This window comes from Streptomyces toxytricini, from assembly GCF_014649915.1.
GTDB classification, from domain to species: domain Bacteria; phylum Actinomycetota; class Actinomycetes; order Streptomycetales; family Streptomycetaceae; genus Streptomyces; species Streptomyces toxytricini.
The window spans coordinates 19,485-45,644 of sequence record NZ_BMTY01000010.1; the positions used below are offsets into that span (position 1 = coordinate 19,485).

Sequence of the window (26,160 nt, forward strand, 5' to 3'; positions counted from 1 at the left end):
GGACCACACGGCGGCGTGTGCGCCGGGGCTGCGGGGCCGCCCGACCGTAGGTTCGCTTCCAGGTTCCGAGGGTGGCTGCGGCAGGGAAGAGGTGCTGGCGATGGACGGCAGGCGGACCATCACCGTGTTCGGCGCGACGGGGCAGCAGGGCGGGTCCCTGGCCCGGGCCGTCCTGGCCGACGGGGACGGCGTCTTCGCCGTCCGCGCCGTGACCCGCAACCCCGACTCCGACCGCGCCCGGGAGCTGGAACGGCTCGGCGCCGAGGTCGTCCGCGCCGACCTCGACGACGAAGCCAGCCTGCGGTCCGCCCTCGAAGGCGCCTACGGGGCCTTCATGGTGACCAACTTCTGGGAGGACATGAACGCGGCCCACGAGAAGGAACAGGCCCAGGCCCTCTCCCGGGCGGCCGGGCACGTCGGGATCCAGCACGCGGTCTGGTCCACGCTGGAGGACACCCGCGAGTGCATCCCGCTCGGCGACGGCCGAATGCCGACGCTGCAGGGCTCGTACAACGTCCCGCACTTCGACGCCAAGGCGGAGGCGGACCACTTCTTCACCGACGACGGCGTCCCCACCACCTTCCTGCGGACCACGTTCTACTGGGACAACCTGCTGTCGATGTTCGCCCCGCAGCGCGGCGAGGACGGCGCCTTCGAGCTCATCTACCCCATGGGCGACAGCCGCCTCTCCGGCATCGCCGTCGAGGACATCGGCAAGACCGCCCTGGCCGTCTTCAAGGGCGGCACCGACTTCATCGCCGCCACGGTCAGCATCGCCGGCGAGCACCTGACGGTCGCCGAGATGGCCGCCGCGATGACCGACGTGCTCGGGCAGCCCTTCCGCTACCGGCCCCTCACCCCCGACGCCTTCCGGGCACTCGGCTTCCCCGGCGCCGACGAGGCGGGCAACATGTTCCAGTACTACGCCGACTGCGAGCACGCCTTCACCGCCGCCCGCGACCTGGCCGCCGTCCGCGCCCTCCACCCCGGACTGCAGGACTTCCGTACCTGGCTGACCGCGCACCGCGAGCAGTTCGACCTGTCCTGACCCGCGGTCGGCCGGCCCGGTCAGCCGGTGCGGCGCCAGGTCAGGGACAGGGCCAGGCCGTGGCCCGCGTCGAGGGGTTCGAGCACCAGGCGGTCCGGGTCGGGGAGGGTCGCGCGGCGGCGCAGCTCCCGGCCCCGGGAGAACGGCCAGGTGCCCACCTCGACGCGGTGCACGGCCTCGTCGCCCTCTGTCCGGAACCGCCCCGTGTACGCGAAGGTCCGGCCCAGCCGTACGGGGCGTACGAGGTGCATCTCCATCACCGTCGAGACGGTGCCGTCGGCGGTGTAGACGATGACGCCGCTCGCGGAGGCCGGGACCGGCCGGGACCGCCAGAGAACGGCCGCACCGGTCATCTCCCAGAACCCCACGAGCGCGCCCGGAGGCAATCCCGCCATGTGTCCGCCCTCGCGCGTGCCGCCGCCGCGTCGCGCGTGCGGCGGCGCGGTGTCCTCGTCCCGCCGATTTTGGGGTGGCCCGCCCCGCAGGTGCGCGCAGGCGCGCGTGTCGACGGCCCGCCGGTCCCTCCGATGGCATAATCTGCCTATCTGGGGGCGTGATCCGAACCGCGGATCCGAGTGATCGACGGCGGGGGCCGATGACCGACCGGGGGAGTGCCGGTTCGACGGCCGGCACATGGGATTCCGCGCTGTCCGTCGAGGAGTTCGCGGCAATCGGCGGCGTCGGCTTCGAGCCGGTCGGGCAGGTCCTCGGCACGGCCGTCTTCGAGATGGGCTACTCGGGAGTCTGGGGCTGCCCCGGCAGTTGGACCGCCTCCGGCGGCAACAACACCGTCCCGGCGTCGAGATGGACCCCCTCCCTGTCCCTGCTGGCGCGGAAGCTGTACGCGGCGCGGAGGACGGCCCTGTCCCGCGCGGTTGCCGAATGCAGTGCGCTCGGCGGCGACGGGATCGTCGGCGTGGACCTCCGCGTCACCGAATTCCCCGCAGGCGGAACGGAGTTCACCGTGCGCGGCACGGCCGTCCGGGCGCGTTCCCGCAGCCGGCCGCGTACGCCGTTCACCGCGCACGTCGGTGGCCAGGACTTCGCCAGGCTCCTGGAGGCCGGGTGGGTCCCCGTCGGGCTTGCCGTCGGTGTCGGCCTCGCGATCCGGCACGACGACTGGCGCACCGGCCTCCGGGTCCCCCTCGCCCTGCGCAACCAGGAGGTCGACGGCTACACGCAGCTGATCGGCCACGTGCGCCGCGAGGCCCGCACGCAGCTCGCCCTCGAAGCCGGGAGGCACGGCGCCCAAGGAGTCGTCGTGGACGACACGCGGCTGCGGGTGGAGGAGAGCGAGTGCCCCGCGTTCGAGGGGACCCGCGACCTCACCGCCGAGGCCGTCTTCGTCGGCACCTCCCTCGCCCGGTTCGGCCGCCCGGGACGGCCCGCCGGCACCAGACCACCACTGACCATCACGAGACTGGAGCGCGAGGCCGCCAGATGACGGGACGAACGGGGCAGGACGTGTTCGGCGGAGCAGCCGGGCCGACAGCACAGGACGTGGCCGAGGACGCGATGCACCGGCTCGCACGGCTCGAACCGGGCGAGAAGCGCCCGCTCTTCACCTCGGACCTGACGGTGAACGAGTTCCTGCTGGTGCGCGAGGCCGGCTTCCGCCCACTCGGCCTCGTCCTCGGCTCGTCCGTCTACCACGTCGGCATCCAGATCGGCCGGTGGTCGAAGAACCAGGAGCTGACCAAGCTGTCCCAGGCCATGTACGAGGCGCGCGACCTGGCCATGAGCCGCATGGAGGCCGAGGCGAGCGCCCTCGGCGCGGACGGCATCGTGGGCGTGCGGCTGGACATCGAATCGAAGGAATTCGGCTCGGACGTCGTCGAGTTCACCGCGGTCGGCACGGCCGTCAAGGCGGACGGCGCCGACCCGGGACCCGCCGGGACCTGGCTCAACAACAAGGGCAAGCCCTTCACCTCGGACCTGTCCGGCCAGGAGTTCTGGACGCTGATCCGGGCCGGCTACGCCCCCCTCGACCTTGTCATGGGCTCGTGCGTCTACCACGTGGCCCACCAGCGCTTCAGCCAGGTGCTCGGCAACGCGGGCCGCAACGTCGAGATCGAGCCGTTCACCCAGGCGCTCTACGACGCACGCGAACTGGCCATGAGCCGCATGCGCGCCGAAGGCGAAGCCCTGGAGGCCGAAGGGATCGTGGCCGTGCGGCTGCAGCAGCACACCCACGGCTGGGGCGGCCACACCACCGAGTTCTTCGCCGTCGGGACGGCCGTACGCCCGCTGCGCGACGACCACGCCATCGACCGGCCGGCCCTGGTGGTGAGCCTCGATGGCTGAGCCGGACGTGGAACTGCTGGCCGCGGCCCTGCGGAGGGACAGCGCCGACCTCGACCTGTACGCCCAGGTGCTGACGGCGAACCTCGCGGCCTCCCTGCCGGCCGGCACCGTACGCGTCCGCCGCAGGCGCTCCCTGGCGCAGCGCGTCGCCGGGCACGAGGGTTCCGTCGAGGAACTCGACATCGCCCTCGGGGAGCAGCGGCTCGCCCTGCGGACGGAACGCGGCCGGGTCGTCGCGGAGGCCCTGCACGAGGTCCGGGGCGTCGTCCTGTCCCGGCGTCGGGTGGGACTGGACGAATGGGTCGACGCCCTGGCCCGTTCCCTGGCCCGGGCCGCGGTCTCCGACGCCCGCGCCCGCGAGGCGCTGGAGCGCTTCCTGGGCTGACCCACCGCCGGGCCGCCCCGCCGAAACCGGCCCCGGGCGCGGCCGCGTCCCCCATGGCGAAGCCGTCCGGCACGCCCCGGACGCGAGCCGCGTACAGCCGGCTCGGGCAGCGGCCCCGTCCCCGAGACCCGAAGGATGTCCCATGCCGAAACGTCACGCCGTGGTGGTCGGAGCCGGAATCGGCGGTCTCACCGCGGCCATCGCCCTGCACCGCCGCGGCTGGGACGTCACCGTCTGCGAACGCGCCCCCGAGCCGCCCGCCACCGGTGCGGGCATAGGCCTCGCCCCCAACGCGCTGCGCGCCCTCGACGCGATCGGAGTCGACGCGGCCCGCGCGGCCGGCAGCGCGATACCCGACACGATGGGCGTGCGCCGCCCCGACGGCCGCCGGCTGACCGGGGCCGGCACCGCGGAGATGGCGGCCCGCTACGGCACCGCCCCGATCGCCGTCCCCCGCCCGGCCTTCACGGCAGCCCTGGCCGCCGCCCTCCCGCCCCGCGCCCTCCGGTACGGGGCCGACGTGACCACCGTGGACGACGCGGAGGGCCGACGCCCCACCGTCCGCACGGCCGAAGGCTCGGAACTCCCCGCCGATCTCGTCGTCGCCGCCGACGGCATCCGCAGCGCCCTGCGCCGCACGTACTTCCCCGGGCACCCCGGGCTGCACCACCTGGGCGAGACGGCCTGGCGGACCATCGTGGACGCCCCGGACCTCGGCATCCGGGCCATGAGCGAGACCTGGGGGCGCGGCGAGCGCTTCGGCATCACCCCGCTGGCCGACGGCCGCTTCTACCTGTACGCCACCGCGCTCGCCCCCGCCGGCGCCCGGTCGGACGACGCCCGCGCGGAACTCCTGGACCGCTTCGGCTCCTGGCACGATCCGATCCCCGCCCTCCTGGAGCGGGTGCGGCGCCTCGACCCGGCCGACGTCCTGCAGAACGACCTCCACGACCTGGCCGCCCCGCTGCCGCGCCTGCACCACGGCCGGATCGCCTGGGTCGGCGACGCCGCCCACGCCATGGCGCCCAACCTCGGGCAGGGCGGCTGCCAGGCCATCGAGGACGCGGTGGTCCTCGCCCACCTCCTCCCCGCGGGCGACGCGCCGGGCCCGGCCCCGGATGCGGCCGGCGCGGTCCCGGCCGCCCTCGCCGCGTACACCGCGGCCCGGCGCGACCGCACCGACGCCGTACGCCGCAGGGCCCGCCGGGTCGGCCGCCTGGGCGCCCTCCGCCACCCCCTCGCCGCGGCGGCCCGCGACACCGCGGTCCGCGCCGTCCCGGACCGCCTGGCCCTGCGGGGCATGGACGACCTCTTCAACGGCTTCCGCCTCCCGGGCCGGCATCCGGCGGAACAACGCTAGGCCGGCCATCGCCCCCTCAGGGCTCGCCGGCGCCGAGGAGCCTGCCCGCGTCGCATACGCCGCAGGGCTCGACCTGCGGGTGGCGCAGGGCGTCGACGGCCTGGGCGCGGGTCGCCGGACGGGTCCGGCCCGAAACCAGGGTGCAGTCGCCGGTGTGGATCAGCATGGGGGCGTTGGAGGCGCCGATCCCGTACTGGATCTGCCACTCGACGACCGGGGCCGGCACGGGCCGGCCCGCGGCGGCCTCCGCGATGCGTGCAGCCGTCTCGATCTCGCCGATCCGCTCCCGGACGAGCTCCAGCAGCAGCTCGCACCAGCGCTCCAGGGTCTTCAGCCGGTCCAGATCCGGCGGGAGCAGCCACCCGGTGTCCCGCCCGCCGGCCACCGTCACACCCCCCGCCGGGGCGCGGCGCACGGCGCGGCGGCGCAGACGGCCGAGGGGCCGGCACCGGGCTCGGCAGGCGGCAGGGCGTAGGCACTCACCCCTCAATCGTAAACCTGTTCGAATCCGGTGGGCGATCCGCCTCCGGCGCGCCGATGAATCCGGGGCAGCCGACCGGTCTATCCCTGGGACGGACACACTCCCTCGCACCCCTGGAGCACGCCATGGGACTCATCCACATCGCGATGTTCGCGACCCTCGACCTCGTCGGCCAGGCGCCCGGCGGCCCCGACGAAGACCCGGACGGCTTCCCGTTCGGCGGCTGGCAGGCACCCCTGCTGGACGAGGACACCGGCATGCAGATCGGCGCCGCGTACGAGGGCACGGACGCCCTCCTGCTCGGCCGGCGGACGTACGACATCTTCGCCGCCTACTGGCCCCACCAGAAGGGCGGCGAGGACGGCGAGATCGCCGAGCTCTTCAACCGGGTCCCCAAGTACGTGGCCTCCCGCGGCACCCCCGACCTGTCCTGGGCCGGCTCCACGCAGCTCGGCCCGGACCTGGCCGCCGCCGTGCGCGAGGTCCGCGACCGCCACGAGCACGTGAAGGTCGTCGGAAGCCTGGACCTCGTCCAGACCCTCCTGCGCGAGAAGCTCTTCGACCGCCTCGACCTCTGGGTGCACCCGATCGTGCTCGGCGTGGGCAAGAAGGTGTTCGCCGAGGGCGCGGTACCGACCAACGTCGCGCTGCTCGCGCCCCCGGCGGCCGGCCCTTCGGGCACCGTGTACCTGCGCTACGGGCTGGCGGAGGGCATCCCCGCCACGGGCGACATGAGCGCACCCGACCGCGGCCTGGGACCCGACGCCTGAAGCCGCCGCCCGGCTGCGCATGCCGCGCCGCGGGGTGCGCAGCCGCTACTCCGACGGGCCCCAGGCCGTCGTCAGGCCCTCCAGCCACGCGGGCGGCAGCTCCGCCGCGTCCCACTCCTCCCGCAGCGCCGCCGGATCCGTCAGCAGGCGCTCCAGCACGGCGACGCTGGCTGGGGAGTGCAGCAGCGAGTAGCGGCCGTGGATGGCGATCGGGCTGCCCGGGCCGTACTGCGCGTACATCCGCTCCAGCCGCGCCCGGTGCTCCGCGGCGAACGCGGTCAGCCGACCCGCGTACCCGGTCCGCTGCCGCGTGCTCATGGTGCCGAGGACGGCCGTCAGGACCGGCTCGGAGACGTCCGGGTCGAGGTCGGACTCCGCGGCGAACGACAGGTACAGCGGCAGCACGGCCACCTTCGCCCGCTCCAGCTCCATGCGCCCGGCGGGCGGGCGCGCCTCCAGGGGGTCCCCGGGCGCGTCGGCGCCGACGGCGTCGCGCAGCATCCGCTCGGCGATCCCGCCGAGGGCGCCGGTGACGGTGCGGGCGCCGTCGAGCCAGCCGGACGCGTAGGGCTCGCCCTTCGCCGCCGGGGCGTCCTCCGCGCGCCCCGCGACCTCCGCGGCCGCGACGGCGACCGCCCCGGCCGAGACGAGCCCGATCAGCTCCTCGGCGTCGCCGGGCTGGATACCGGCCCGGCCGAGGAGCCGGACGAGCGTCGTCTTCGCGTTCAGGACGCTGACCGCGTCCAGGTGCAGTGGCCCTTCCCCGGCGGGGTTCATCGGATCCTCCTCGGTCATAGGGGGCGCCGGAGCGAGCTTATGCGGCGGACCGGCGCATTCCGGCACGGGAGGGCGCCGGGCTCCCGGCGGCGCGGATCCGCGCCGCACGGGGTGCCCGTACGGTCAGAGGCCGGCGACCTTCGCGCCCGCGGTGACCTCGTACGCCAGGGTGATGCTGCGGCGGCCGCCCGGCGGGAGGGCGATGTCCCAGCGGGCGATGCCGTCGGCGTCGACCGCGTCCGGCACCGGGGAGCAGGCCTCCTTGCGCAGGCGCACCTCCACCGCCGCGATCTCCGAGACCGGGATCCGCTCGCGGACGGCCACCGTCCGCTCGCCCTGCTCGCCGGGGGCCGAGAACCGGGACAGGTGCAGCCGCACCGTGCGGGTGACCACCGTCCGCTGCATGATCCCGCCGGTCTCACGGGACTCCTCGGACTGCCGCACCACCCGCAGGTCGTCGCAGCTGCCGAAGGCGAGTTCGGCGGCGGCGCCGGGCGCAGTGAAATCCAGGGTGCCACGGCCGCTGAATCCGCTTCCGCGGACCAGGTCCACCGGCCCGGCGAGCAGGGCGTGCCCGGACCGGTTCGCGAACCGGACCACCTGCGTCACCAGCGGCGACAGCTCGGGCGCGGCAGCGTACTCGGCGGCCGCATCCGCGGTGAAGGACGACAGCGGCACCCGGTGGGCGCGCCCGTCCGACGGCACGGAGACCGGAGCGGGGGCCGCCAGCACGCGCGTCTCGCCGCCGTCGTCCACGCCCGGCAGGCCCATCACCGGCGCCGGGCCGAGCTCCGCGATCTCCTCCTCGCGCAGTTCGACGTCGACCGTTCGGCGTTCGGCGGCGGTGCGCTCGGTGAGCGCCAGCCGGTCCTCGCCGAGCCGTGGCGGCTCGGTGGCCAGCGCCGACCGGGCCGTCGACAGGGTCAGGCGCACGCCCGACCAGTCCTCCCCGGTGCGCTGCCACACCATGGCGTCGCTCTCCAGCGTCAGCGAGCCGCCGTCGAGCACGGCCCGGTAGACGGGCCGCCACAGCGCGCAGGCCGTGAGGTGGCCGAGCCGCAGCCGGGCCGGCCCGGCCGCCGACGTCCGGACGGTCAGCTCGATGTGGGCCACCAGTTCGGCCGGCCGCCCCTCGGCGGCGGCCAGGCCCCGCCGGGTGTCCGCCAGTTCGGTGTCGAGGGCGGACAGCCGGGCCTGCACGGTGCGCAGCTGCTCGCCGAACGCGTCGCGTTCGGCGTCGAGCCGGTCCAGTTCGCGCGCCCAGCGGTCCGGGTCGCTTTCGCCGGCGCCGGCGCCTTCGCGGATCTCCCGCAGAAGGCGGTCGGCGAGCCTGCCGAGCAGGCCGAGGCGGACGTGCAGCCGGTCCCGCTCGTGCTGCCGGGAGACCTGTTCCGCTTCGAGTGCGTGCAGGTGCTGCCGCAGCGCCGAGTCGCCGGCGGACGGCAGCGGCCCGCGGGGCGTCCACGTACGGACGATCCGCGCGTCCAGGACGGTGGCCGGCAGGTCGGCGTCCAGCTCGGCGTGGAGGGTGCGGTCGACCGCCAGCGCGCTGACCGGCCCGAAGCGCAGGCGCTGCACCCCGGCTTCGAGGTCGAGGACGGCGGTGCGCTCGATGTGGGCCCGGTCCTCCAGGCAGGTGACGGCGGTGACCGGAAGGGCGATCGGCTCCCCGGCCGCGGCGGGGGAGGCGGTGGGCGACGTGGCGCGGGGCGTGTCGTGTGGCATGGCGTGTGTCAGCTCCTGCGGTTGCCGCCGACGAGGGCCTTGGCGGCCGGGATGCGGATCTCGAAGCGGCCGTCGAGCGCGGTGGCGCCGCCGGCGGGCAGCTCCACCCGCCAGATACGGGTGCCCGGGGCGTGGTCCTCCGGTCCGGCGCCGGCCTCGGGGGCCGTCCAGTCGGCCCGCTCCTCGATCCGGACGTCCGCGTCGGAGGTGACCGGCACCCGCTCGCGGACCTCGACGGTGACGGGCCGGGACAGCCGGTTCGCAAGCTCCACGTGGACGCGGTGGTCCAGCACGGTCGTGCCGCCGCGCAGCCCTGCCGTCGACTCGTGCAGGTGCGTGCGCCGCGTGACGCGGACGCCCTCGGCGGGGCCGAGCCCGAGGCGGGAGACGGCGCCCGGCGCGAGCGTGGGCAGCGCGGCGGTCAGCAGGAACTCGTCGTCGACGGTGACCTCCACCGGCCCCGCCAGCAGCGCCTGGCCGGTGGCGTTGGAGAGCACCAGCGTCGCGTACACGGTCTGCTCGACCGACGGCACGCAGAGGTACTCGGTGCGCAGCCCCAGCGGGACCTCGCCGACGGTGACGGTGTGCCAGGTGCCGTCGGAGGGGACGTCGGCACGGGCGGCGGCGTCGAAGCGGTGGTCGAACGAGCCGGCCGACTCGCGGGGCCGTACGGCGTGCCCGGGCAGCGGCAGCGCGGCCACCGCCTCGGCGCGCCGGCGCTGCTCGGCGCCCGCCGGGTCCGAGGGGGCGCCGGGGAACAGGCGGCCCCGGCGGGCGGCCTGGTCGTCGGGGCCGGCGAGGACGAGGGCGGAGTAGTCGAGTTCGGCGCCGCTCGGCCGCGGCGGGCCGACCGGCGCGGGCGGCGCGGCGGCGGCCGGCGACGGCGCGGCGGGTGCGCCCGGCGGCGGACCGCCCGGGGCCGCCGGAACTCCGGTGCGCGCCCGCCGGGCGGCCGGCCGCGGCGTGGCCTGCGGCGCGAACTCGGGGGCGCCGCCGCCGAATCCGGGCGGAGCGGGCGCGGCGAGGGCCGCCGGGGCGGGCATCGCGGGCGGCGGCGCCCCGTACGGCTGCGGCATCGGGGGCGGCGGCAGCGGCGGTACGGGAGCAGGCGGGGCCACGGGCCCGGTGGCCGGCGGGGCCGGGCGGGGGCCCGCGGCCGCGTACCCGGTGAACAGGTCGGCGAGGCCGGCCGGCGGCTCGCGCCAGCCGGACGGGGCGGGCGGGGGCTGGCGGCGCCCGATCCGGACCGAGTGGAGCCGCGGCAGGTCGGTGCGGCGCCGCAGGTCCGAGGTGGCCAGGGCGATCCGTACGCCGTTCCAGTCCTCGCCGGTGCGCTGGGTGACCGAGGCGCGCAGCACCAGCCGGCCCGTGTCGTCGCCCTGCCGGTGGGCGAGGCGGTACGCGGGCACCCATACCGCGCCCGGAACGCCGTACTCCACCTCCAGTTCCACGTCGGCGTCGGCTTCGTCCCCGGCCGCACCGGTGCGGGCCAGGGTGAGGACCGCGGAGACGGTGGTGTCCACGTGCGCCTGCGGCGCGTCGCCGGAAGCGCGGGCGAGCCGGTCCTCGGCGACGGCCAGCTCGTGCCCGGCGCGCAGCAGTTCCCCCTCCAGCTCCGCCAGCCGCGTCTGGAGCGCGGCCAGCCGCCCGTCCACGAAGCCGGCGAGCTCCAGCCACGCCTCGACGGGCGTCTGCCGCTGCCCGTCCTCGCGCCGGCGGGCCCGCGGCGGCGCCGGATGCAGGCCGGAGACCTCCCCGATCAGCGTCAGCTGCCGGTCCCGGCGGGCCTGCACGGCCGCATGACGGTCGCGCAGCCGCTCGACCTGGCCCCGCAGTTCGTGCGGAGTGCGCGGGTCGGCCGGCTCGGCCTCGACCTCCACGCGCGCCTCCACGACGCGTACGTGCGGCGCGCCGAGGACGCGGGCCCGCAGCGAGCCGGGATCCAGCGAGCGGGGCAGCCCCGTCACCCGCAGCCGCCCGTCCGGCGGCACGGTGCCGCGGGCGAGCCGCCGGCACAGTGCGCCCTGTGCGTACACCACGACGGAATCCAGCGTCGATTCCCACCGTGCGGTCCGAGCCGTCATGCGTCCTGCCCCCCGACGTGCGTCCGTGCTGAGCGAAGCGTACCCACCTGCCGATCCGGCCCCTCCGGCGGTGCCGCTCACCTGCCGCCCGTGAAGGCACCGGCCGGTACGGACAGCTCGTGGCCGGTGGCGAAGCGGATGCGCAGCTCCGACTCCGTCCAGGCCGCGGACCGGATGCCCTCCCTGCCCATGTCGGTTTGGACGGGGAGCCAGTGCCCGTACGGGGCGTCGGCCCCCCTGCCGATCACCATCCGGTACGAGACGTCACCGGACAGGTCGCTGACCTGCTCCATCCTCAGGAAGTACGGAGAGCCGTCGTAGGGCAGCGACGCGGGGGAGGCGCTGCGGTACACCACTTCGGTCCGCGGCCACGACGCGGCCGTCAGCACGGCGATGCTCAGCACGACGCCGGCCGCGACGCCCGACAACAGCATGCCGATGCCGCGTCGGCGGCTGCCGCCCGCGCCGCCGGCGGCCCGGCCGGGGGTGAACGAACTGCTGATGGCGTCCCTCCGAGTACCGTGCCGCTCCGGCCCGTCCGGCGGGAGTCGGCTCTGCCGGAGAGGACGCAGAACAGGGCCGATCGGTTGTCACCGGCGGTCTCGGGCCGCGGGGGTGAATCCTTTCCGGCGGACGGCTCCTCTTGTACACGTGCCGACAGCCGTCGGGACCGGGAAGCCGGAGGAAGAACATGATCGTGGGAATTGCAGTGGCCGTCGGAGCGGTGCTCGTGTGCACGTGCGTGTACGCGGTCTCGCGCAAGCGGGGGCGGACGCGTGGCTGAGTACGCATGGCCCGCCGAGCAGTTGGTCGCGGCCGCCCGGCGCGGCGACGTCGACTCGCTCACCGCGCTCGTGTCGGGAGCGCACCCGAACGTGCAGCGGTTCGCCCGCTCCCTGTGCGCCACACCCGAGGACGCGCAGGACGCCGCCCAGGAAGCGCTGATCATCCTGTACCGGAAGATCGGGACGCTCCGTGCGTCCGGCGCCCTCGCGTCGTGGATGTTCCGCATCGTCCGCAACGAGTGCATGCGGCGCGCCCGGACGATCGGACGGGGCACCGCACCGCTGCGGGACGAGGCCCGGCCCTCCGCAGAGGAGGAGGCCCTCCAACGGCTGGAGGCGGGCCGGGTGGCGGCGGCGATCGCCGCGCTTCCCGCGGACCAGCGGCAGGTGCTGATCATGCGGGACGTGCAGGGCCTGAGCGGGCGGACGGTCGCCGACGCGCTCGGGATCGGCACGGCGGCGATGAAGTCGCGGCTGCACCGGGCCCGGGCCGCGGTCCGCAGCGGCCTCGGTGACGTGGACGGCGTACGGGCGGGAGGCGGACGGTGACGACGGCGACGAAGGAGAAGGGCGGCGGGCCCGACTACGCGAGCGCGTCCCTGCCCCGGCACCTGGCCCGCGGCGCGGTCGGCTTCGGCTCCCTGATCGGCGGGACGGCCCTGGCTTTCACTGTCGGCCCGGTCGCCCTGCTGCTCCTGCCGGTGGGGCTGGTGGCGCTCAGGGGGTGCCCGATGTGCTGGACGATCGGCCTCGTCCAGACCGTCTCGCGGGGACGCCTCCGGCGCTCCTGCGAGGACGGCCGCTGCACCCTCACCGTCGCGGACCGGCCATGACGGCGCCGGCGCGGCGTCCCACGGGGATCGGGGCGCCGCGCCGGCAGACCGCGGCCTCAGGACCGGGACGTGATGTGGTCGAGGACGGCGGTGAACTCCGCCGTCGGGGAGAAGTCCACGTACTCGCAGTCCTCCAGGGCTACGGGGGCGTGCCCGGGCGGCCAGTAGAACGCCTGCCCCGCCTCGTACACCGCCTCGCCGTCCTTCGTCACCATCTTCAGGCGGCCCTTGAGCATGTAGCCCCAGTGGGGGCAGGGGCACAGGTCATCGGGCATGCCCTGCAGCGCCGGGCGCAGGTCCGCCCCTGCGGGCAGCCGTACGAAGGCGACGGAGAGGTCGCCGCCGGCCGGCTGCGTGCGGAGTTCGACGCCGTCGCCTTCCACCGCCACCGGTGTGTCGCCCTGTGTGATCGCCGTCATGGCTGCCTCGCTTCCCATGGCCGCAGACGTGTCCTTCCTTCCAGCGTGGCCGCGGCGGACGGGGCACGCCAGGCGGGCGTTCGCCGGCGGCCGGTGCGCGGTGTACCGGGTGCCGCCGGGGCGGGGGCGGGGGATGCTGGTTGCGGGTGGTCAGGGACCGGACCGCCCCGTCTCCGGACGGTGCCGTACGGGAGCGGGTGGTGCCCGTGTGGGGTGACGGCGAGGCGTACGAGCCGTACATCGGCCGGTGGAGCCGGCGCGTGGCGGAGGAGTTCGTCCGCCGGCTGGACGTGCCGGCCGGGGCGGCGTGGTGGGACGTCGGCTGCGGCACGGGCGCCGTCACCCGCGCCGTCGTGGAGGCGGCGGACCCCGGCCGGGTCGTGGGCGCGGACCCGTCGGAAAGCTATCTGCGGTACGCGCGGCGGGCCATCGGCGACCCGAGGGCCGGATTCGTGCGCGCCGACGCCCGCCGGCTGCCCGCGCCCGACGGGGCGGCGGGCGCCGCGGTCAGCGGACTGGTCCTCAACTTCGTGCCCGAACCGGCCCGTGCGGCCGCCGAGATGCTCCGGGTGCTGCGCCCCGGCGGCCTGGCCGCCGTGTACGTGTGGGACTACACACAGGGCGGGATGGGGCTCCTGCGGCACTTCTGGGAGGCCGCGGCAGAGGTCGACGCGGATGCCGCACGGCTGGATGAGGGCGCCCGCTTCCCGCTGTGCGCACCCGAACCGCTGCGGCTGCTGCTGCGCGGCTCCGGGCTGGCCGACGTCACCGTCGGCGAGATCGTGGTCCCGACCCGCTTCCGGGACTTCGCGGACTACTGGGAGCCGTTCCGGGGTGGCCAGGGACCGGCGCCCGCGTATCTGGCCTCCCTGCCGGAGGCGCGGCGCGAGCTCCTGCGGGAGCGGCTGAGGGCGTCCCTGCCCGCCGCGGCCGACGGGTCGATCACCCTGTCCGCCCGGGCGTGGACGGCCGGGGGCAGGCGCCCGTCCCGGTGAGGCTCACCCGAACGGGGCGGCGGGGACGGCGGCGGCGTGCCGCACGCGGGCCTCCCGTGCGAGGAACGCGGCGCCCGACGCGGCTGCGGCGGCTCTTGCAGCGGCCATACCGCCTGAGTGTTCGAGCGCGTCCAACAAGGGTGTGGCGGCAGGCCGCCACACCGCGGCAGCTCAGTCGGCGGCGGTCGATCCGAACGAGAACAGCTCGAGGGACCCGGTCAGTTCCAGCAGCCGCAGCATCTGATGGCTGGGCGCCGCGAGTCGCAGGACGTGCCCGTCGGCGCGGGCCTTCTCCCTGGCCGCCAGCAGGACGGTGAGACCCGCGGAGTCGCAGAAGGAGGAATGGCGGAGGTCGACCACGACGTCCGCGCGGTCCGCCGCCCGGGAGATGGCCCTGTCGAGCGCGGTGCGGAGCTCCGAGGCGTGGTCGAGGTCCATCTCGCCGCTCACGCGCACTACACACCGTGCCCCGGCCGGGGGCGGGGCCGCGTGGACCGTTGTGCGCTCCTCGTCGACGGCCATGGCGCACCTCCTCGTCCGCAGAGCACCTGCCCCGCGAACCGCCCACCATGCCGCGCACACGCCCGCGCATGCGCCTGGTTTGCCGGAGCCCCGCAGCCCCGCAGCCCCGCAGCCGCCCCGCTCACGTGTGCAGGTGCGGTCCCGGGACGTACGCCGCCGCGACCACCAGCAGCGTGCCCGCCGTCAGAAGCAGGAGCCCCGACACCGGCCGGTCGGCGTGGATCCACAGCGCGCCGGCCAGACCGCCCGCGAACATCGCGCCCACGGAGGCGGCCCGGCGCGCGGTCGCCGCCGTGCCCCGGGCGAGGAAGGAGTCGCGGCCCAGCGGGGACCCGGCGAGCAGGGCGGTCATGGCGCGGGTGACCAGCGTCGTCGGCAGGTCGGGGACCTGGAGGCGCAGGCTCGTCACATTGCGGATGCCCATGGCGGCCGACAGCAGGCCCACCGCCGCGAGGTGCCGGCCCGTGGGCGCCCGGTGCACCGCCGCCACCCCCCACACGGCGACGGCGGCCGCTCCGACGAGGACGGCCTCCGCGACGAGCGAGAGGACGAACCAGCGGTGCCGGTCGGCCTCCAGCCGGGTCTCCAGCCGGGCGCCGGCCACGGCCCCCGCGACGAACGCGCCCAGCGACGTCGCGGGCGCCACCACCGACAGGCCGCCCTCGCCGGCCAGGCCGAAGGCGAAGAAGAGGACGTTCCCCGTCTGCATGGCGGTGAACACCGGCCCCAGCGCGAGCAGGCTCGCCGCCTCGACCAGCCCCGTCGTCAGGGTGAGCACCACCATGAACGGGGCCAGCACTGACGTGGTCTTCGGCTCCACAGCCCCTCCCGGGTCCCCGGGCCCGAGACGCGGCCCGACGCCACCAGTCTCCGCCGCCGCACCCGGCCGCGCGGCGCCGCAACGCCGTCGCCGCGGGCGTCGTCCGGTCGGGGCCCATCGTGCCGCGCCGCGGCGCGCTTGCGTACGACGGCCGCGGGGAGCGGTCCACGCTCGGACGGACGGACGGACGCAAGACGTACGGCGGGCGGGGCGGCCGCGAGGCGGACCGCGGACGGCCGCCCCCAGGCTCGGCACGGAGGTCGGCACATGGCGGGTCCCCACCCCAGCCCCCCGGGCGGGGCGCCGCGGTGACGGCGCACCGGCTCCCCGGCGCCTGCCGCGCCCCCCTCGTGGCGGCCCTGGCCGGCTGCCTGGTGGGCCTGGTCGGCGGGGCGTTCCGGTGGTGCCTGCAGCGGGCCGACGCGCTGCGCGGCCGCCTGCTGGAGACCGCCGCCGGACTCGGCGGCCCCGGGTGGCTGGTCCCCGTCGCCCTCGCCGCGGCGGGAGCCGCCCTCGCCTGCGCCATCGCCCGGCGCGTCCCCCACGCGGCGGGCAGCGGCATCCAGCACGTCGAGGCCGTCTGGCGCGGGGAGAGCGAGGCGCGCACGCCGTGGCTGCTGCTCCCCGCCAAGTTCGTCGGCGGTGTCGTCGCGATCGGCTCCGGGCTCGTCCTCGGACGGGAGGGTCCCGCGGTGCACATGGGTGCCACGATCGGAGCCGAGGCGGGCCGGCGCACCGGCCTGGGTCCCGACGACACCCGGCTGCTGCACACCTCGCTCGCCGGCGCGGGCCTCGCCGTGGCGTTCGCCGCGCCCCTCGGCGGGCTGCTGTTCGTCTGCGAGGAGGTCACCCGGTCCGTGCGGCCGCGGCTCGTGCTGATGACCCTGATCGGCACGGCCACCGCCGCCGCCGTCTCCGCGCTGGTCGTCGGCGGCGCGCCGGTCTTCCCCTTCCCCGACGCGCCCGCCCCGCCGCTGTGGCTGCTGCCCGTCTTCCTGCTGTTCGGCGCCACCGCCGGGCTGCTCGGGGCCGCGTACGGGGGGCTCGTCATCGGCAGCCTGACCCTGGCCGACCGGCTCGCCACCCGGATGCCCGCCGTCGCCCGCGCGACCCTGATCGGCGCCGCGGTCGGACTGCTGATGGCGTTCGACCCGCTGCTCGCCGGCGGCGGCGACCCGCTCGGCGAACGGCTCCTGGCCGGCTGGAGCCCGGCCGTCGGCGTCCTCGCCGCCTACCTGGCCGTGCGTTTCGCCGCCGGACCGCTCAGCTACGCCGCCGGCACGCCCGGCGGGCTGTTCGCCCCGCTCCTGGCCGTCGGCGCGCTGTGGGGCGCCCTCGCGCACGCCGCCGCGGGGCCGCTGCTGCCCGGCCAGGCGGCCGGGCCCGGGGCCTTCGCCGTGGTCGGGATGGCCGCCCTGTTCGCCGCCGTCGTACGGGCGCCCGCCACGGGCATCGTCCTGGTCGTGGAGATGACCGGTGCCACCTCGCTGATCCTGCCGCTGCTGGCCGCGTGCTTCGCCGCGACGCTCACCGCGGACCGGCTGGGCAGCGAACCGGTCTACGACCGCCTGCGGCGGCGCATGCGGGAGCACCCGTGACCGCACAGCTCCCTGACCGCACAGCTCCCTGACCGCGCAACTCCCTGGCGCCGACGGCCCCGACGGGTGATCATGCGCTCATGACCGGACAACCCGAGCGGTGGACCCAGGCGACCGTGTACCCCGACATGTGGGCCGATCCCGCCGAGGACCCCCGCAACAACGAGTCCAGCGCGGACGGCGAACTCGCCACGCTCCTGGACTTCCTGGCGAACTACCGCATCACCCTGCGCATGAAGTGCGAGGGCCTCGACCCCGGGCAGCTCGCCCGGCGCTCGGTGCCGCCCTCGACGATGTCCCTGCTCGGCCTCGTACGGCACCTCGCCGAGGTCGAGCGCGACTGGCGGAACTGGATCACCGACGGGGAGCCGCTGCCCCGGCTGTACGGCGCCAAGGACGCGGACTTCGACGGCGCCGTCGCCGAACAGTCCGTGGTCGACGCGGCGTACGCCGATCTCGCCCGCGAGCAGGCCGCGACCGACGCCGAACTGGCCCGCCACGCCGACCTCGGCAAGCGGGTCGGCCGCGAGCGGATCGCGGTGCGGGAGCTGATGGTGCACAGGATCGAAGAGTACGCCCGCCACTGCGGCCACGCCGACCTGCTGCGCGAATGCGTCGACGGAAGGGTCGGCCAGTAGCCGCGGCGTGAACGCGACCGCCCCTCAACGGTCCCGTCGCCGTCAGAGGCGCTCGGGGCGTACGCACGCCCAGGCGTGGGACACGGCGGTACTGCCGTCCGCCCGCAGCGCCTCGAACGCGTAGTGGTGCGTGGTGCCCACGGCGGCCGTCGCGTCGGTGTGGCTGCGCGTCGAGGCCGGCAGCAGCCCCGTGTGCAGCGGTTCGTAGGCCCCTGCCGCCGGGTTCCACCGGCTGATCCGGTAGCCGGTGATCTGGTCGCACAGGGCGGTTTCGCGGCAGGTCCAGGAGACGCGGGGCCGGTCCTCGCCGAGGACCTCGGTGCTCCAGGTCAGGCCGAGGGCCGCCTGCCCGAACATCGGGACCGCGACGGACGGCCTCAGGTCCGACATGCGCGCCGTGACCGTGGGGGCCTTCGGGTCCGTGGGCGACAGCCGGTTGCCCCACCGGTCCTTGGCGACCACGGTGTACACGTATTCGTCGCCTTCCGGGCTGCCGGGGCACAGCAGCGCCAGCGGTTCCGACGGCCCGTCGCCGCAGGTGTCCAGCCAGTGGACGGTGCCGTCCGCCCGGCGCTCGCCCCGCAGGCCGGAGTACGAGGCGATGTCGTCGTCTGCCGGGGCGGCCCAGCGGAGCACCATGCCGTCGTTGCGCGGCGTCGCCGTGAGGGCGGACACCGGGCCGGGCGCCACCTGGTCGCCGCTGCGCACGGTGAGCGGCGCGGACAGCGCCGACTCGCGGCCGGCCGCGTTCACTGCCGTGACGGCGTAGGTGTGGAGGGTGCCCGCCGCCATCCCCTGGTCGGTGCACTTGCCCAGGAGCCGGTCGCTCCCGTCGATGGTGAGGCTGACACAGGTCACGGGGGTGAGCGAGGCGGGATCGAGGGTCCTGCCCGGCGAGCGGTAGACGCGGAAGTGGCCGCCGTTGGCCAGGTCGGTGGTGAAGGACCAGGGCATCTCCCAGTACAGGTGCGTCTGGTGGGCTTCGACGTAGGAGGTGAGCGCGGTGGGTGCCGGGGGCGTGGCCCGGTCGACGGTGGTGACCGCGGCTTCGGTGCCGGGGTCCGACAACCGGCCCGTCGTGCTGACCGCGCGGACGTGGTAGGCGACCCGGTCGCCGGTGGCCGGCGGGGTGTCGGTGAAGGTGGTGGCGGTGAGCGGCGCGGGGCCGCCGACCGCGGTCCAGGGGCCGCTGCCGACCCGCCGGTAGAGCCGGTGGCCGGCGAGGTCGGCGTCCTTGCCCGCCGTCCAGCGCAGGGTCGCCTCAGCGGTCGCCGCGTCGTAGGCGGCGGACAGGCCCGTCGGGGGTGCGGGGCGCAGCGAGGAGGCGAACGGGCTGGTCCAGCGGGGGGTGGCACGCAGGGCCTGCGGGGCGGAGGGGGAGGCTGTCGAAGCGGCCGAGGCGAGGGAAACGGAGCTCGGCGCGGCACCGGCATCCGCGGCGCTGGTGGCGGCGGGGCTGAGGGCGGCGCCGACCGGACCGGTCCGGCGCGGGTCGCTGCCTGCCGTCTGCGGGGCGGACGGCGCGGCGACGGCGTCTGACGCGGTGGAGGCGGACGACAGCTCCGCGTCGGGGGCCGTGGTGCCGGTGGCGGCGGGCGCGGGGCCGCCCGCGGTGGCGGGAGTGGTGGCCAGGACGCCGGCGGCGACGACGGCGGTCGTCGCCAGGGCGGTCAGCTGCTTGCGGGCAGTCATGGCGGGCGGGCGCCTTTCCGAACCGGGCGGCACGAGGCGACCGCAGGGAGGTTGAGTGGTGGAGGACGCTGCGGGTGGGGCCGGTGTTCCGCCGAAGCGGAGTCTTCCGATCGGTTCGCCCTGCAGCACAGAGCCTTCAGTGGTTGCACAAGGCTTCTTCCGGCCATCCCCGTATCGGGCCTTCGGGCCGCCTCAGCACGAACGGGATGCGGACCGGGGGCGCCCGGCCGCGTCGCACCCGGTGCCGCCGGCTGCCGTGCCCGTCAGGAGCAGGAGGGTGTCGACGAGGTCCTCCGCCGGTGAGCCCGTGGCCAGTCTCCGCAGCTGCTGCCCGAAGACCAGGGCCACCACCGCGCCGGCCAGGCGCTCGGGGTCCGGGAGGCCGAGCCGCTGGAGGATCCCGCGGGCGAGCGAGTCGTACGCGGCGAAGCACTCCGCGGCGGCCGCCCGGAGCCGCTCGTCGCGCCCCGCCTGGATGTACAGCTCGAACGGCGCGATGTGCCTGCTGTCGAAGGCGGTTCCGCCGGCCACCGTCTCCACCATCTCGGCCGCGCCCGCGAGGTCCAGGCCGTCCGCGCGGGCGCAGTTCTCGGCCAGCTCGGTGAAGTGCTGCGTCTCCTGGGCGACGAAGTGCAGCAGGCTCTCCCGCAGCAGTTCGTGCTGGGTCGTGAAGTGGTAGGTGACCGAGCCCAGCGACACCTGCGCCTCCTTCGCGATCCGCCGGTTGCTCAACGCGGCGATGCCCTCCGCGCCGATGATCCGAAGGACGGCGTCGATGATGCGCTGGCGGGTGTCGGCTGCCTTCTCCATGCGCGCCATGGTCGCATCCGGCGGAAACCGCCCCGCGGGGCGGGGGCACCGATCCATGCGATGGCATGGACACGTCCGGCCGGACTGCCCTATGGTCCCGTTCGTTCGAACGAACAAGGAGAGAGGGCGACCACGGATGCGATTCGACGGATCGACGGTTCTGCTGACCGGAGCCACCGGCGGCCTGGGAACGGAGCTCGCCGGAGCACTCGCCGGCAAGGGCGCCTCCCTCGTGCTCACCGGCCGCAGGAAGGACGCGCTGCACGCCGTCGCCGACCGGTTCGGAGCCCGCGCCGTCGTCGCCGACCTCGCGGACCCCGCCGACGTGGAGCGCCTCGCCGGGGAGTGCGGCGACGTCGACGTCCTCGTCGCGAACGCCGCCCTCCCCTCCAGCGGCGACGTCCTCGACTACACCCCGGCCCAGGTCGAACGCGCCCTCGCCGTGAACCTGCACGCGCCGATCCTCCTCGCCCGGCTCCTCGCGCCGCGCATGGTCCGGGCCCGCCGCGGCCACCTCGCGTTCGTCGGCTCCATCTCCGGCAAGGCGGCCACCAGGTCCTCCGCGCTCTACAACGCGACGAAGTTCGGCCTGCGGGGCTTCGCCCTCGCCCTCCGACAGGACCTGCACGGCACGGGGGTCGGCGTGTCCCTCGTCCAGCCGGGATTCGTCCGCGACGCCGGCATGTTCGCCGCGACGGGCGCCAAGCCGCCGGCCGGGATGCGCACGGTCTCCCCGGCGCAGGTCTCCGCCGGCCTCGTCCGCGCCGTCGAGCGGAACCTGTGCGAAGTCAACGTGGCGCCCGCCGAGTTGAAGCTGCTGAGCGCGATAGCCGGGCAGTTCCCCGCGTTCGCCGAAAGGGTGCAGGGCCGCATGGGTGTCGAGCGCACCCTCACCGACATCGTGACCGCCCAGCGCGACACCCGCTGACCCCGCCCGCACCCGCCGGATCCGCTCCACCCCTCCCACCCCCACCGGAGAACGGAAAGGCGACCCGATGGACGGCAGCTCCCCGCACCCGGCAGCACACCGCGACCCCGGCCCCGGGCCGGGCCGCCGGGACCTCCTGCGCCTCGGCACCCTCCTGGCCGCCGGCGGCATCGCCGCCGCGGTTCCCGCGGCCCCCGCCCGGGCCGACACCGCCACCGGCGGCGGGGAGGTGACCACCACCTACCGCGGGCACTCGCCGTACGGCTTCGACCAGTGGGCGTCCGTCGACTTCGACGTCCCCGACGGCGTCCGGCGCATCTCCGTGGCCGCCGCCTTCGATCCCGCGGACGGCGTCCTCGACCTCGGCATGTTCGGGCCGACCGGGTTCCGCGGCTGGTCGGGCGGGGCCCGCCGCGAGTTCACCCTCTCCGGCTCCGACGCCACCCCCGGCTACCTCCCCGGCCCCATCGGGGCCGGCCGCTGGTCCGTCGCCCTGGGGCCGATCGTCAACGACCCGGCGGGCATGCCGTGGCAGATCAGCGTCACCCTGCACCACGGACCGCCGCTGCCCGAAGTCCCCTACGACGCCCTGCCCGCGGCGGTACCGGGGCGCGGCCCCGGCTGGTACCGGGGCGACCTCCACCTGCACACCGTCCACTCCGACGGCGGGCGCACCACCGACGAGCTGGTGGCGGCCGCCCGCGCCGCCGGCATGCACTTCATCGCCACCTCGGACCACAACACCAGCTCCACCGGCCTCTCCTGGCGCGGCAACGTCCCCGCCGACCTGCTCGTCCTGAACGCCGAGGAGGTCACGACCCGGCACGGCCACTGGCTGGCCGTCGGCCTGCCGCAGGGGGAGTGGGTGGACTGGCACTACGGGCCCGCCGACGCCGGGGTGTTCGACCGGCACGTCCGGCAGGTGCGCGGCCTCGGCGGCCTGGCCGTCGCCGCCCACCCGATGACGCCGGCACCCGGCTCGTTCTGGGAGTTCGGGCTGGGCCGCGTCGACGCCCTGGAGATCTGGAACGGCCCCTGGACGCTGGACGACGCGGCGAACATCGCCGTCTGGCACGGCATGCTGTGCCTGGGCCAACGCATCGCCGGCCTGGGCAACAGCGACGCCCACGGCCCCGCCGACGCCGTCGGCGAGCCCCACAACGTCGTCCACGCGGCCGGGCTGTCCCGGCCGGAGATCCTGGACGCCCTGCGCCGGGGCCGGTCGTACGCCGCCGAGAACGCGGGCGTGACGGTGAACTTCACGGCCGCGGCACACGGGGCGACGGCCGGCCCGGGGGAGGAGCTGCCGCTCGCCCTCTTCGAAGCCGTCGACGTCACGGCGGAGGTGTCGGGCGCCCCCGACGCGGTGATCACCCTCCACACCGAGTGGGGCGTCATGGCGGTGGCGCGGACCGGCGGCGACGGAAGGGGCCGGCTGCACTGGCGCGGCTGGGGCCGCGGCTCCCTCTTCGCGCGCGCCGAGGTGCGGCGCCTGAAACCCGCCTCCACCACCCTCGACCAGCTCGTCGCCGTCACCAACCCCATCTGGTTCCACGCGGCGGGCCTCGCGCCCCACGACGCCGGGCAGCGAACCCTCGTCGCGGCGGTACGGGCCGCGGACGGCTCCTGGGGGCGGCACACGGCCCTCCCCGGCCTGCGGGGCGCACCGGCGTTCGCCGGAGTCGGGGCCTGTGTCGCCGGCCTGCCGGACGGGACCGTCCTGACGCTGGGCCTCGGTACCGACGGCGGCCTGTGGCTGACGACCGTCAAGCCGGAGGGCGCCCCCGGCCCCTGGCGCCGGCTGCCCGGACCGCAGGGGCGGGAGGGCGGCGCCTTCCTGGACGCGGCCGTCGCCGGGTTCCCCGACGGCAGCGGCGAGATCGTGGCCGTCGCCGCGGACGGCACCCTCCACCACCAGCGCGTCTCCGCCGAAGGGGCTGCCCCGGGCGGGTTCCGGCCCGTGCCCGGCGAAGCCTCCGCCGGGGGGCGGGCCGACGGCCGCCGGGGCGCTGTGCGGGCGGCGGTCGCCGCCCTGCCCGACGGGTCGGCGCAGGTCGTCGCGTACGGCACCGACGGTGCCCTCCACCACCGCATCTGCGGCACCGACGGCACGTGGACGGGGTGGACGCGGCTCACCGGCCGGGAGGGAGCACCCGCATTCTCCGGGCAGGCCCTCGCGATCGCCGGGCTGCCGGACGGATCCGCCCAGGTGCTGGCCGTCGGGCTCGACGGGACGGTGCACCACCGGGTGCGCCGCCCCGACGGCACGTGGACCGGCTTCCGGCCGCTGCCCGGCGCGGCCGCCCCGGCCGCGGCGGCCGTCGCCGTCGGCATCGCGGGCCTGCCCGACGGGTCGGCGCAGGTCGCCGCCGTCGGCAGCGACGGGCAGGCCCGGCACTGTACGAGGAGGCCCGACGGCTCGTGGACCGCCTGGGCCCGGATCCCCGGCCCGGACGGCCGCGGTACCTTGCGGGCCGGCCGGATCGCCGTCGCACCGCTGCCCGACGGAACGGTCCGCCTGGCGGCCGTCGCCACCGGGTGAGCGGTCGCCCGCAGGGGCGTTCCCTCAGCGGGCCGCCGGGTGAGGAGGGAGGCCACGAGGCGGCGGGCGCGGGCCGTGTCCAGGCCGTCCGGGCGGACGCGGTCGACGACCGTTTCCGTGTCGGGTACCCGCTCCCCGCGGCCGGCCGCCCGGTCGAGGATGACGCCGACGTGCTCGGCGGCGTAGGCCGGGCACTGGCCGGCGTCGCCGTCGTCCGGGTCGCCGAGCAGCGCGTCGGGGACGTGGGCGCGGCCGACGGGGGAGGACATCTCGTCGAGGAACTGCTCGGCCCAGGCGGTCAGGTAGGCGGCCGGCGTGCCGTGGTCGCCCGGGGCGGTGTCAGGCCCCTGAGGCGCTCCACCGCCACGTCCGACAGCAGCTCCTGCAGGCCGCCCCAGCGGCGGCAGACCGTCGACGGGGTTGTGCCGGCGCGCTGGGCGATCAGCAGGACCGTGAGGGCGTCCCGGCCCACTTCGGCGGTGAGTTCGCGCCCCGCGGCGTGCACGTGCGTCGACATCGGCCCCGAGCGCGTCGAAGCCACCCGCGCGCCCTCCCGGCCTCACTCGCCGACACCGACACCCTGCTGCTCGGCACGCACTTCGCGCCGCCCTCCGCCTGGCGCGTCGTCCGCCACGGCGAGGCCTACCGCCTCACCCCGCCCGGCCGGCCGGTGACGCCGGGGCCGACGCCGGTCAAGGGCGCTCCCGGGTCTCCTCGACGACCGGCACGACCGCCGAGACACGCCGCCGCCGCAGGACGCTCGCGTACACCGCCAGACCCAGAATGCCGACGCCCATCATGAGCAAGCCGACGACGTCCAGGTTCACGCCCTCCATCTTCCAGTCGCTGGCGAAGGTGAGGATCGCCCCCACCAGGATCAGTGCGATGCAGCCGCCTATGCCGCGCATGGGGTGCTCCTCCGCTTTCAGGGCCCGGCACACCGGCCGCCGCGGCGACCCGCAGGAACGAAACGCTGTGCCGAACGGACTTCACAACCACGCTCCTGCCCCCGAAGGGCCCCCCGATGCAGGCCAATCCGCACGACTCATCCCGCGACGCCGCTCCGCACCCGCCCGGCGTACCGGCGCACCCGCGCCACGTCCTCGGGAAACCAACCGGTCCATCCCCGCCGCAGCGAAGCCCACGCCACCTCCTGCCCGCCCTCGGCAACGAGCGGCACCGCCCCGTCCACGACCGCCGCATACGACAGGCCCAGACACGCCGGCGCGCCCGCACGGTAGGAACGGACAGTGGCCGCAGCAGGTTCCGGCAGCAGCCGTGCCCGCACGCCGGTCTCCTCGAACAGCTCGCGCCGCGCCGCCTCCCTCGGCGTCTCCCCGGGTTCCACGCGCCCGCCCGGCGGCACCCGGCCACGCCACCGGTGGCGGACCAGCAGGACGCGCCTGAGGGTGTGGTCGAAGACCCACACCTCCGCCGCGAGGGGTAGCGCGAACCCGGGGCCGGGGGACTCCGCCACCGCGTCTGCCCCGTCGAAGACCGAGGCCGCCGCCCTGACGTCGGCCACCACGGCCTTGGCGACCCGCCGGCCGAGCAGCCCGCACAAGGCGGCGCCGGCCCGGGGCCGCTCCGCGGACGGCATTGCGTGGAGGCGATCACCGCTCATGAGCGCCAGCCTGCCGCACGGGTGTGACAGCGCCGACCGGAACACCGGCCGGCGCTCATGCCGGTTCCAGGTCTTCGGCCGTGGAGGCGTTCCACGTCGCTGCGGGCATCCCGCCCGCGTCCGTCAGGGCCAGTACCTCGCATCCCATCAGCCGTACCGCGAGCATCAGTTCGTCCTCTGCACGCGCCGCGTCCTCCGGGGGGTAGGCGACCCGGATCTGATGCGGCTCGCTCATGTCGTAGGTGAGCTGCCAGTCGGTGTCCACGCTCGTGAAGTGGTCCTGGCCGGTGCGGCCGTCCTCGGCTCGCCAGGAACCGCGGTCCACGGTCGGAGCGAGGGCCGCTCGGAGCGTGCGGAGCCGCTCGGCATGGGGAGGGGGCCCCTGCGAGAGGGCCAGGCACCGGTGGAGGCAGTGCCGGGCTGCCGTGAACCACGGAGTGAGGTCCGGTTCCGGGGGTCCGAGCAGGCGGGATCCGAGGGAGCCCCCGACCCACCGCTCGACGAAACCGGCCGCGCCCGCACCGAAGGTTTCGTACGCGCCGTCGTGGCTCCACAGCACGACAGGCCAGTGCCGGGAGTCGCCAGTGGTCTCCCAGCACAGCCGGTCCGCATCGATGGTCGTCCCCCAGACCAGCAGGCCGCGCGGGTCCCGGTACAGCAGGTACGGGTGGTGCCGTTCTGCGGAGAACGGGGTGTGCAGGCACAAGTGGTCGCAGAAGTCGCCGCGCCCGTACGTCTCGACGAGTGCCCGGTAGTCGGCGGGCAGCCGCACCCCGAGGGAGTGCCCGACCGCACCCCGGTCCCCGTGGGCGCCCACCGGCTCGGCAGGCGGCGGCACCAGCCGGCGCGGTGAAACGGGGATGCGGTGGTGCGCGCGTCGCGTCGAACGGGGCATGGGGTCAGAGTAGTTGCGGGCTCGGAGCCATCACCGTCATCAACGGACGTGCTGTCGGCGGCCCTTGCCGTCGAGTGCGCTCCAAGTCCTAGACTGGCGCCGCCCCCACCCACCCCCATCTGCGA

At 76.0% G+C, this 26,160-nt stretch carries 27 protein-coding genes and 1 pseudogene; 13 read left to right on the forward strand and 15 right to left on the reverse strand.

The window, feature by feature from the left end; genetic code table 11:
- Positions 1 to 100 precede the first annotated feature (100 nt).
- Positions 101 to 1,048 (forward strand): NmrA/HSCARG family protein, encoded by a 948-nt coding sequence (locus IE170_RS14220; RefSeq protein ID WP_189809729.1) that lies wholly within the window; start codon positions 101 to 103, stop codon positions 1,046 to 1,048.
- A 20-nt stretch (positions 1,049 to 1,068) separates the two neighbouring features.
- Here IE170_RS14220 and IE170_RS14225 read toward each other — a convergent pair whose 3' ends face one another.
- Positions 1,069 to 1,443, reverse strand: coding sequence for a lipocalin-like domain-containing protein (locus IE170_RS14225; RefSeq protein ID WP_189809730.1), 375 nt, complete (start codon positions 1,441 to 1,443; stop codon positions 1,069 to 1,071).
- Between the two features lie 200 nt (positions 1,444 to 1,643).
- Between IE170_RS14225 and IE170_RS14230 the strand changes: the two genes are divergently transcribed.
- The 4 genes from IE170_RS14230 (at position 1,644) to IE170_RS14245 (ending at position 5,097) form a co-directional block, all read left to right on the forward strand.
- Positions 1,644 to 2,492 carry a heavy metal-binding domain-containing protein gene (locus IE170_RS14230; RefSeq protein ID WP_189809731.1) on the forward strand — a complete coding sequence of 283 codons (849 nt, stop codon included), beginning with the start codon at positions 1,644 to 1,646 and terminating at the stop codon, positions 2,490 to 2,492.
- On the forward strand, positions 2,489 to 3,352 hold the full coding sequence (locus IE170_RS14235) for a heavy metal-binding domain-containing protein (protein WP_189809732.1): 864 nt from the start codon (positions 2,489 to 2,491) through the stop codon (positions 3,350 to 3,352). Before IE170_RS14230 ends, IE170_RS14235 begins: the two co-directional genes overlap by 4 nt.
- Positions 3,345 to 3,737 carry a hypothetical protein gene (locus IE170_RS14240; RefSeq protein ID WP_189809733.1) on the forward strand — a complete coding sequence of 131 codons (393 nt, stop codon included), beginning with the start codon at positions 3,345 to 3,347 and terminating at the stop codon, positions 3,735 to 3,737. The genes IE170_RS14235 and IE170_RS14240 overlap by 8 nt, the downstream gene beginning before the upstream one ends.
- A 142-nt stretch (positions 3,738 to 3,879) precedes the next feature.
- Entirely contained in the window at positions 3,880 to 5,097 is a 1,218-nt protein-coding gene (locus tag IE170_RS14245; RefSeq protein ID WP_189809734.1) for an FAD-dependent oxidoreductase, read from the forward strand.
- A 16-nt stretch (positions 5,098 to 5,113) separates the two neighbouring features.
- On the opposite strand, the gene IE170_RS14250 is transcribed toward IE170_RS14245, so the two are convergent.
- Positions 5,114 to 5,482, reverse strand: coding sequence for a DUF6233 domain-containing protein (locus IE170_RS14250; RefSeq protein ID WP_189809735.1), 369 nt, complete (start codon positions 5,480 to 5,482; stop codon positions 5,114 to 5,116).
- 221 nt (positions 5,483 to 5,703) lie between these two features.
- Between IE170_RS14250 and IE170_RS14255 the strand changes: the two genes are divergently transcribed.
- A complete protein-coding gene (locus IE170_RS14255; protein WP_189809736.1) occupies positions 5,704 to 6,348 on the forward strand; it encodes a dihydrofolate reductase family protein in 645 nt (214 codons plus the stop codon).
- A 45-nt stretch (positions 6,349 to 6,393) separates the two neighbouring features.
- Here IE170_RS14255 and IE170_RS14260 read toward each other — a convergent pair whose 3' ends face one another.
- From IE170_RS14260 to IE170_RS14275, 4 genes are all read right to left on the reverse strand, one after another.
- A complete protein-coding gene (locus tag IE170_RS14260) occupies positions 6,394 to 7,125 on the reverse strand; it encodes a hypothetical protein (protein WP_189809737.1) in 732 nt (243 codons plus the stop codon).
- 123 nt (positions 7,126 to 7,248) lie between these two features.
- Positions 7,249 to 8,850, reverse strand: coding sequence for a mucoidy inhibitor MuiA family protein (locus tag IE170_RS14265; RefSeq protein WP_189809738.1), 1,602 nt, complete (start codon positions 8,848 to 8,850; stop codon positions 7,249 to 7,251).
- A gap of 8 nt (positions 8,851 to 8,858) precedes the next feature.
- Entirely contained in the window at positions 8,859 to 10,934 is a 2,076-nt protein-coding gene (locus IE170_RS14270; protein WP_189809739.1) for a DUF4139 domain-containing protein, read from the reverse strand.
- Positions 10,935 to 11,011: 77 nt separating this feature from the next.
- Positions 11,012 to 11,368 (reverse strand): hypothetical protein, encoded by a 357-nt coding sequence (locus tag IE170_RS14275; RefSeq protein WP_189809740.1) that lies wholly within the window; start codon positions 11,366 to 11,368, stop codon positions 11,012 to 11,014.
- A 342-nt stretch (positions 11,369 to 11,710) separates the two neighbouring features.
- Here IE170_RS14275 and IE170_RS14280 point away from each other — a divergent pair, with 342 nt between their 5' ends.
- Together IE170_RS14280 and IE170_RS14285 are read left to right on the forward strand one after the other, a co-directional pair.
- On the forward strand, positions 11,711 to 12,268 hold the full coding sequence (locus IE170_RS14280; RefSeq protein ID WP_189809741.1) for an RNA polymerase sigma factor: 558 nt from the start codon (positions 11,711 to 11,713) through the stop codon (positions 12,266 to 12,268).
- Positions 12,265 to 12,552: a hypothetical protein gene (locus IE170_RS14285; protein ID WP_189809742.1), complete on the forward strand. Its 288-nt coding sequence runs from the start codon at positions 12,265 to 12,267 to the stop codon at positions 12,550 to 12,552. Before IE170_RS14280 ends, IE170_RS14285 begins: the two co-directional genes overlap by 4 nt.
- Positions 12,553 to 12,608: 56 nt before the next feature.
- Here IE170_RS14285 and IE170_RS14290 read toward each other — a convergent pair whose 3' ends face one another.
- Positions 12,609 to 12,989 (reverse strand): cupin domain-containing protein, encoded by a 381-nt coding sequence (locus IE170_RS14290; protein WP_308428390.1) that lies wholly within the window; start codon positions 12,987 to 12,989, stop codon positions 12,609 to 12,611.
- A 128-nt stretch (positions 12,990 to 13,117) separates the two neighbouring features.
- Between IE170_RS14290 and IE170_RS14295 the strand changes: the two genes are divergently transcribed.
- Complete coding sequence (locus tag IE170_RS14295; protein WP_229884725.1) at positions 13,118 to 13,966, forward strand: class I SAM-dependent methyltransferase; 849 nt, start codon at positions 13,118 to 13,120, stop codon at positions 13,964 to 13,966.
- A 171-nt stretch (positions 13,967 to 14,137) separates the two neighbouring features.
- On the opposite strand, the gene IE170_RS14300 is transcribed toward IE170_RS14295, so the two are convergent.
- Positions 14,138 to 14,488, reverse strand: a complete 351-nt coding sequence (locus IE170_RS14300) for an STAS domain-containing protein (RefSeq protein ID WP_189809743.1) — start codon at positions 14,486 to 14,488, stop codon at positions 14,138 to 14,140.
- 121 nt (positions 14,489 to 14,609) lie between these two features.
- Positions 14,610 to 15,308 (reverse strand): YoaK family protein, encoded by a 699-nt coding sequence (locus IE170_RS14305; RefSeq protein WP_229884727.1) that lies wholly within the window; start codon positions 15,306 to 15,308, stop codon positions 14,610 to 14,612.
- 308 nt (positions 15,309 to 15,616) lie between these two features.
- On the opposite strand from IE170_RS14305, the gene IE170_RS14310 reads away from it, so the two are divergent.
- Positions 15,617 to 16,906 (forward strand): ClC family H(+)/Cl(-) exchange transporter, encoded by a 1,290-nt coding sequence (locus IE170_RS14310; protein ID WP_189809744.1) that lies wholly within the window; start codon positions 15,617 to 15,619, stop codon positions 16,904 to 16,906.
- Positions 16,907 to 16,986: 80 nt separating this feature from the next.
- Positions 16,987 to 17,544 (forward strand): DinB family protein, encoded by a 558-nt coding sequence (locus IE170_RS14315; protein WP_189809745.1) that lies wholly within the window; start codon positions 16,987 to 16,989, stop codon positions 17,542 to 17,544.
- A gap of 42 nt (positions 17,545 to 17,586) precedes the next feature.
- Here the strand turns inward: IE170_RS14315 and IE170_RS14320 are convergent, their stop codons facing one another.
- Entirely contained in the window at positions 17,587 to 19,236 is a 1,650-nt protein-coding gene (locus tag IE170_RS14320; protein WP_189809746.1) for a fibronectin type III domain-containing protein, read from the reverse strand.
- Positions 19,237 to 19,428: 192 nt separating this feature from the next.
- A complete protein-coding gene (locus IE170_RS14325) occupies positions 19,429 to 20,046 on the reverse strand; it encodes a TetR/AcrR family transcriptional regulator (protein ID WP_189809747.1) in 618 nt (205 codons plus the stop codon).
- A gap of 136 nt (positions 20,047 to 20,182) precedes the next feature.
- Between IE170_RS14325 and IE170_RS14330 the strand changes: the two genes are divergently transcribed.
- Entirely contained in the window at positions 20,183 to 20,974 is a 792-nt protein-coding gene (locus IE170_RS14330; protein ID WP_189809748.1) for an SDR family NAD(P)-dependent oxidoreductase, read from the forward strand.
- A 67-nt stretch (positions 20,975 to 21,041) separates the two neighbouring features.
- Positions 21,042 to 23,516 (forward strand): CehA/McbA family metallohydrolase, encoded by a 2,475-nt coding sequence (locus tag IE170_RS14335; RefSeq protein WP_189809749.1) that lies wholly within the window; start codon positions 21,042 to 21,044, stop codon positions 23,514 to 23,516.
- A gap of 38 nt (positions 23,517 to 23,554) precedes the next feature.
- Here IE170_RS14335 and IE170_RS14340 read toward each other — a convergent pair.
- The 4 genes and pseudogenes from IE170_RS14340 to IE170_RS14355 all read right to left on the reverse strand — a co-directional run.
- Positions 23,555 to 24,033, reverse strand: a pseudogene (locus IE170_RS14340) (TetR family transcriptional regulator); the annotation flags it as partial.
- Between the two features lie 175 nt (positions 24,034 to 24,208).
- A complete protein-coding gene (locus IE170_RS14345) occupies positions 24,209 to 24,424 on the reverse strand; it encodes a hypothetical protein (RefSeq protein WP_125547364.1) in 216 nt (71 codons plus the stop codon).
- A 137-nt stretch (positions 24,425 to 24,561) separates the two neighbouring features.
- Positions 24,562 to 25,140: an NUDIX domain-containing protein gene (locus tag IE170_RS14350; RefSeq protein ID WP_223856422.1), complete on the reverse strand. Its 579-nt coding sequence runs from the start codon at positions 25,138 to 25,140 to the stop codon at positions 24,562 to 24,564.
- A gap of 55 nt (positions 25,141 to 25,195) precedes the next feature.
- Entirely contained in the window at positions 25,196 to 26,035 is an 840-nt protein-coding gene (locus IE170_RS14355) for an SMI1/KNR4 family protein (RefSeq protein ID WP_189809750.1), read from the reverse strand.
- Between the last annotated feature and the right edge of the window lie 125 nt (positions 26,036 to 26,160).

What these genes read in the sequence shown, in the direction of transcription:
- IE170_RS14325 (WP_189809747.1), bottom strand. Translation starts at nt 20,046, where the DNA reads ATGGAGAAGGCAGCCGACACCCGCCAGCGCATCATCGACGCCGTCCTT.
- IE170_RS14330 (WP_189809748.1), top strand. Translation starts at nt 20,183, where the DNA reads ATGCGATTCGACGGATCGACGGTTCTGCTGACCGGAGCCACCGGCGGC.
- IE170_RS14350 (WP_223856422.1), bottom strand. Translation starts at nt 25,140, where the DNA reads ATGAGCGGTGATCGCCTCCACGCAATGCCGTCCGCGGAGCGGCCCCGG.
- IE170_RS14235 (WP_189809732.1), top strand. Translation starts at nt 2,489, where the DNA reads ATGACGGGACGAACGGGGCAGGACGTGTTCGGCGGAGCAGCCGGGCCG.
- IE170_RS14315 (WP_189809745.1), top strand. Translation starts at nt 16,987, where the DNA reads ATGACCGGACAACCCGAGCGGTGGACCCAGGCGACCGTGTACCCCGAC.
- IE170_RS14270 (WP_189809739.1), bottom strand. Translation starts at nt 10,934, where the DNA reads ATGACGGCTCGGACCGCACGGTGGGAATCGACGCTGGATTCCGTCGTG.
- IE170_RS14220 (WP_189809729.1), top strand. Translation starts at nt 101, where the DNA reads ATGGACGGCAGGCGGACCATCACCGTGTTCGGCGCGACGGGGCAGCAG.
- IE170_RS14275 (WP_189809740.1), bottom strand. Translation starts at nt 11,368, where the DNA reads ATGCTGTTGTCGGGCGTCGCGGCCGGCGTCGTGCTGAGCATCGCCGTG.
- IE170_RS14245 (WP_189809734.1), top strand. Translation starts at nt 3,880, where the DNA reads ATGCCGAAACGTCACGCCGTGGTGGTCGGAGCCGGAATCGGCGGTCTC.
- IE170_RS14240 (WP_189809733.1), top strand. Translation starts at nt 3,345, where the DNA reads ATGGCTGAGCCGGACGTGGAACTGCTGGCCGCGGCCCTGCGGAGGGAC.
- IE170_RS14300 (WP_189809743.1), bottom strand. Translation starts at nt 14,488, where the DNA reads ATGGCCGTCGACGAGGAGCGCACAACGGTCCACGCGGCCCCGCCCCCG.
- IE170_RS14260 (WP_189809737.1), bottom strand. Translation starts at nt 7,125, where the DNA reads ATGAACCCCGCCGGGGAAGGGCCACTGCACCTGGACGCGGTCAGCGTC.
- IE170_RS14255 (WP_189809736.1), top strand. Translation starts at nt 5,704, where the DNA reads ATGGGACTCATCCACATCGCGATGTTCGCGACCCTCGACCTCGTCGGC.
- IE170_RS14225 (WP_189809730.1), bottom strand. Translation starts at nt 1,443, where the DNA reads ATGGCGGGATTGCCTCCGGGCGCGCTCGTGGGGTTCTGGGAGATGACC.
- IE170_RS14230 (WP_189809731.1), top strand. Translation starts at nt 1,644, where the DNA reads ATGACCGACCGGGGGAGTGCCGGTTCGACGGCCGGCACATGGGATTCC.
- IE170_RS14355 (WP_189809750.1), bottom strand. Translation starts at nt 26,035, where the DNA reads ATGCCCCGTTCGACGCGACGCGCGCACCACCGCATCCCCGTTTCACCG.
- IE170_RS14265 (WP_189809738.1), bottom strand. Translation starts at nt 8,850, where the DNA reads ATGCCACACGACACGCCCCGCGCCACGTCGCCCACCGCCTCCCCCGCC.
- IE170_RS14290 (WP_308428390.1), bottom strand. Translation starts at nt 12,989, where the DNA reads ATGGGAAGCGAGGCAGCCATGACGGCGATCACACAGGGCGACACACCG.
- IE170_RS14345 (WP_125547364.1), bottom strand. Translation starts at nt 24,424, where the DNA reads ATGCGCGGCATAGGCGGCTGCATCGCACTGATCCTGGTGGGGGCGATC.
- IE170_RS14320 (WP_189809746.1), bottom strand. Translation starts at nt 19,236, where the DNA reads ATGACTGCCCGCAAGCAGCTGACCGCCCTGGCGACGACCGCCGTCGTC.
- IE170_RS14335 (WP_189809749.1), top strand. Translation starts at nt 21,042, where the DNA reads ATGGACGGCAGCTCCCCGCACCCGGCAGCACACCGCGACCCCGGCCCC.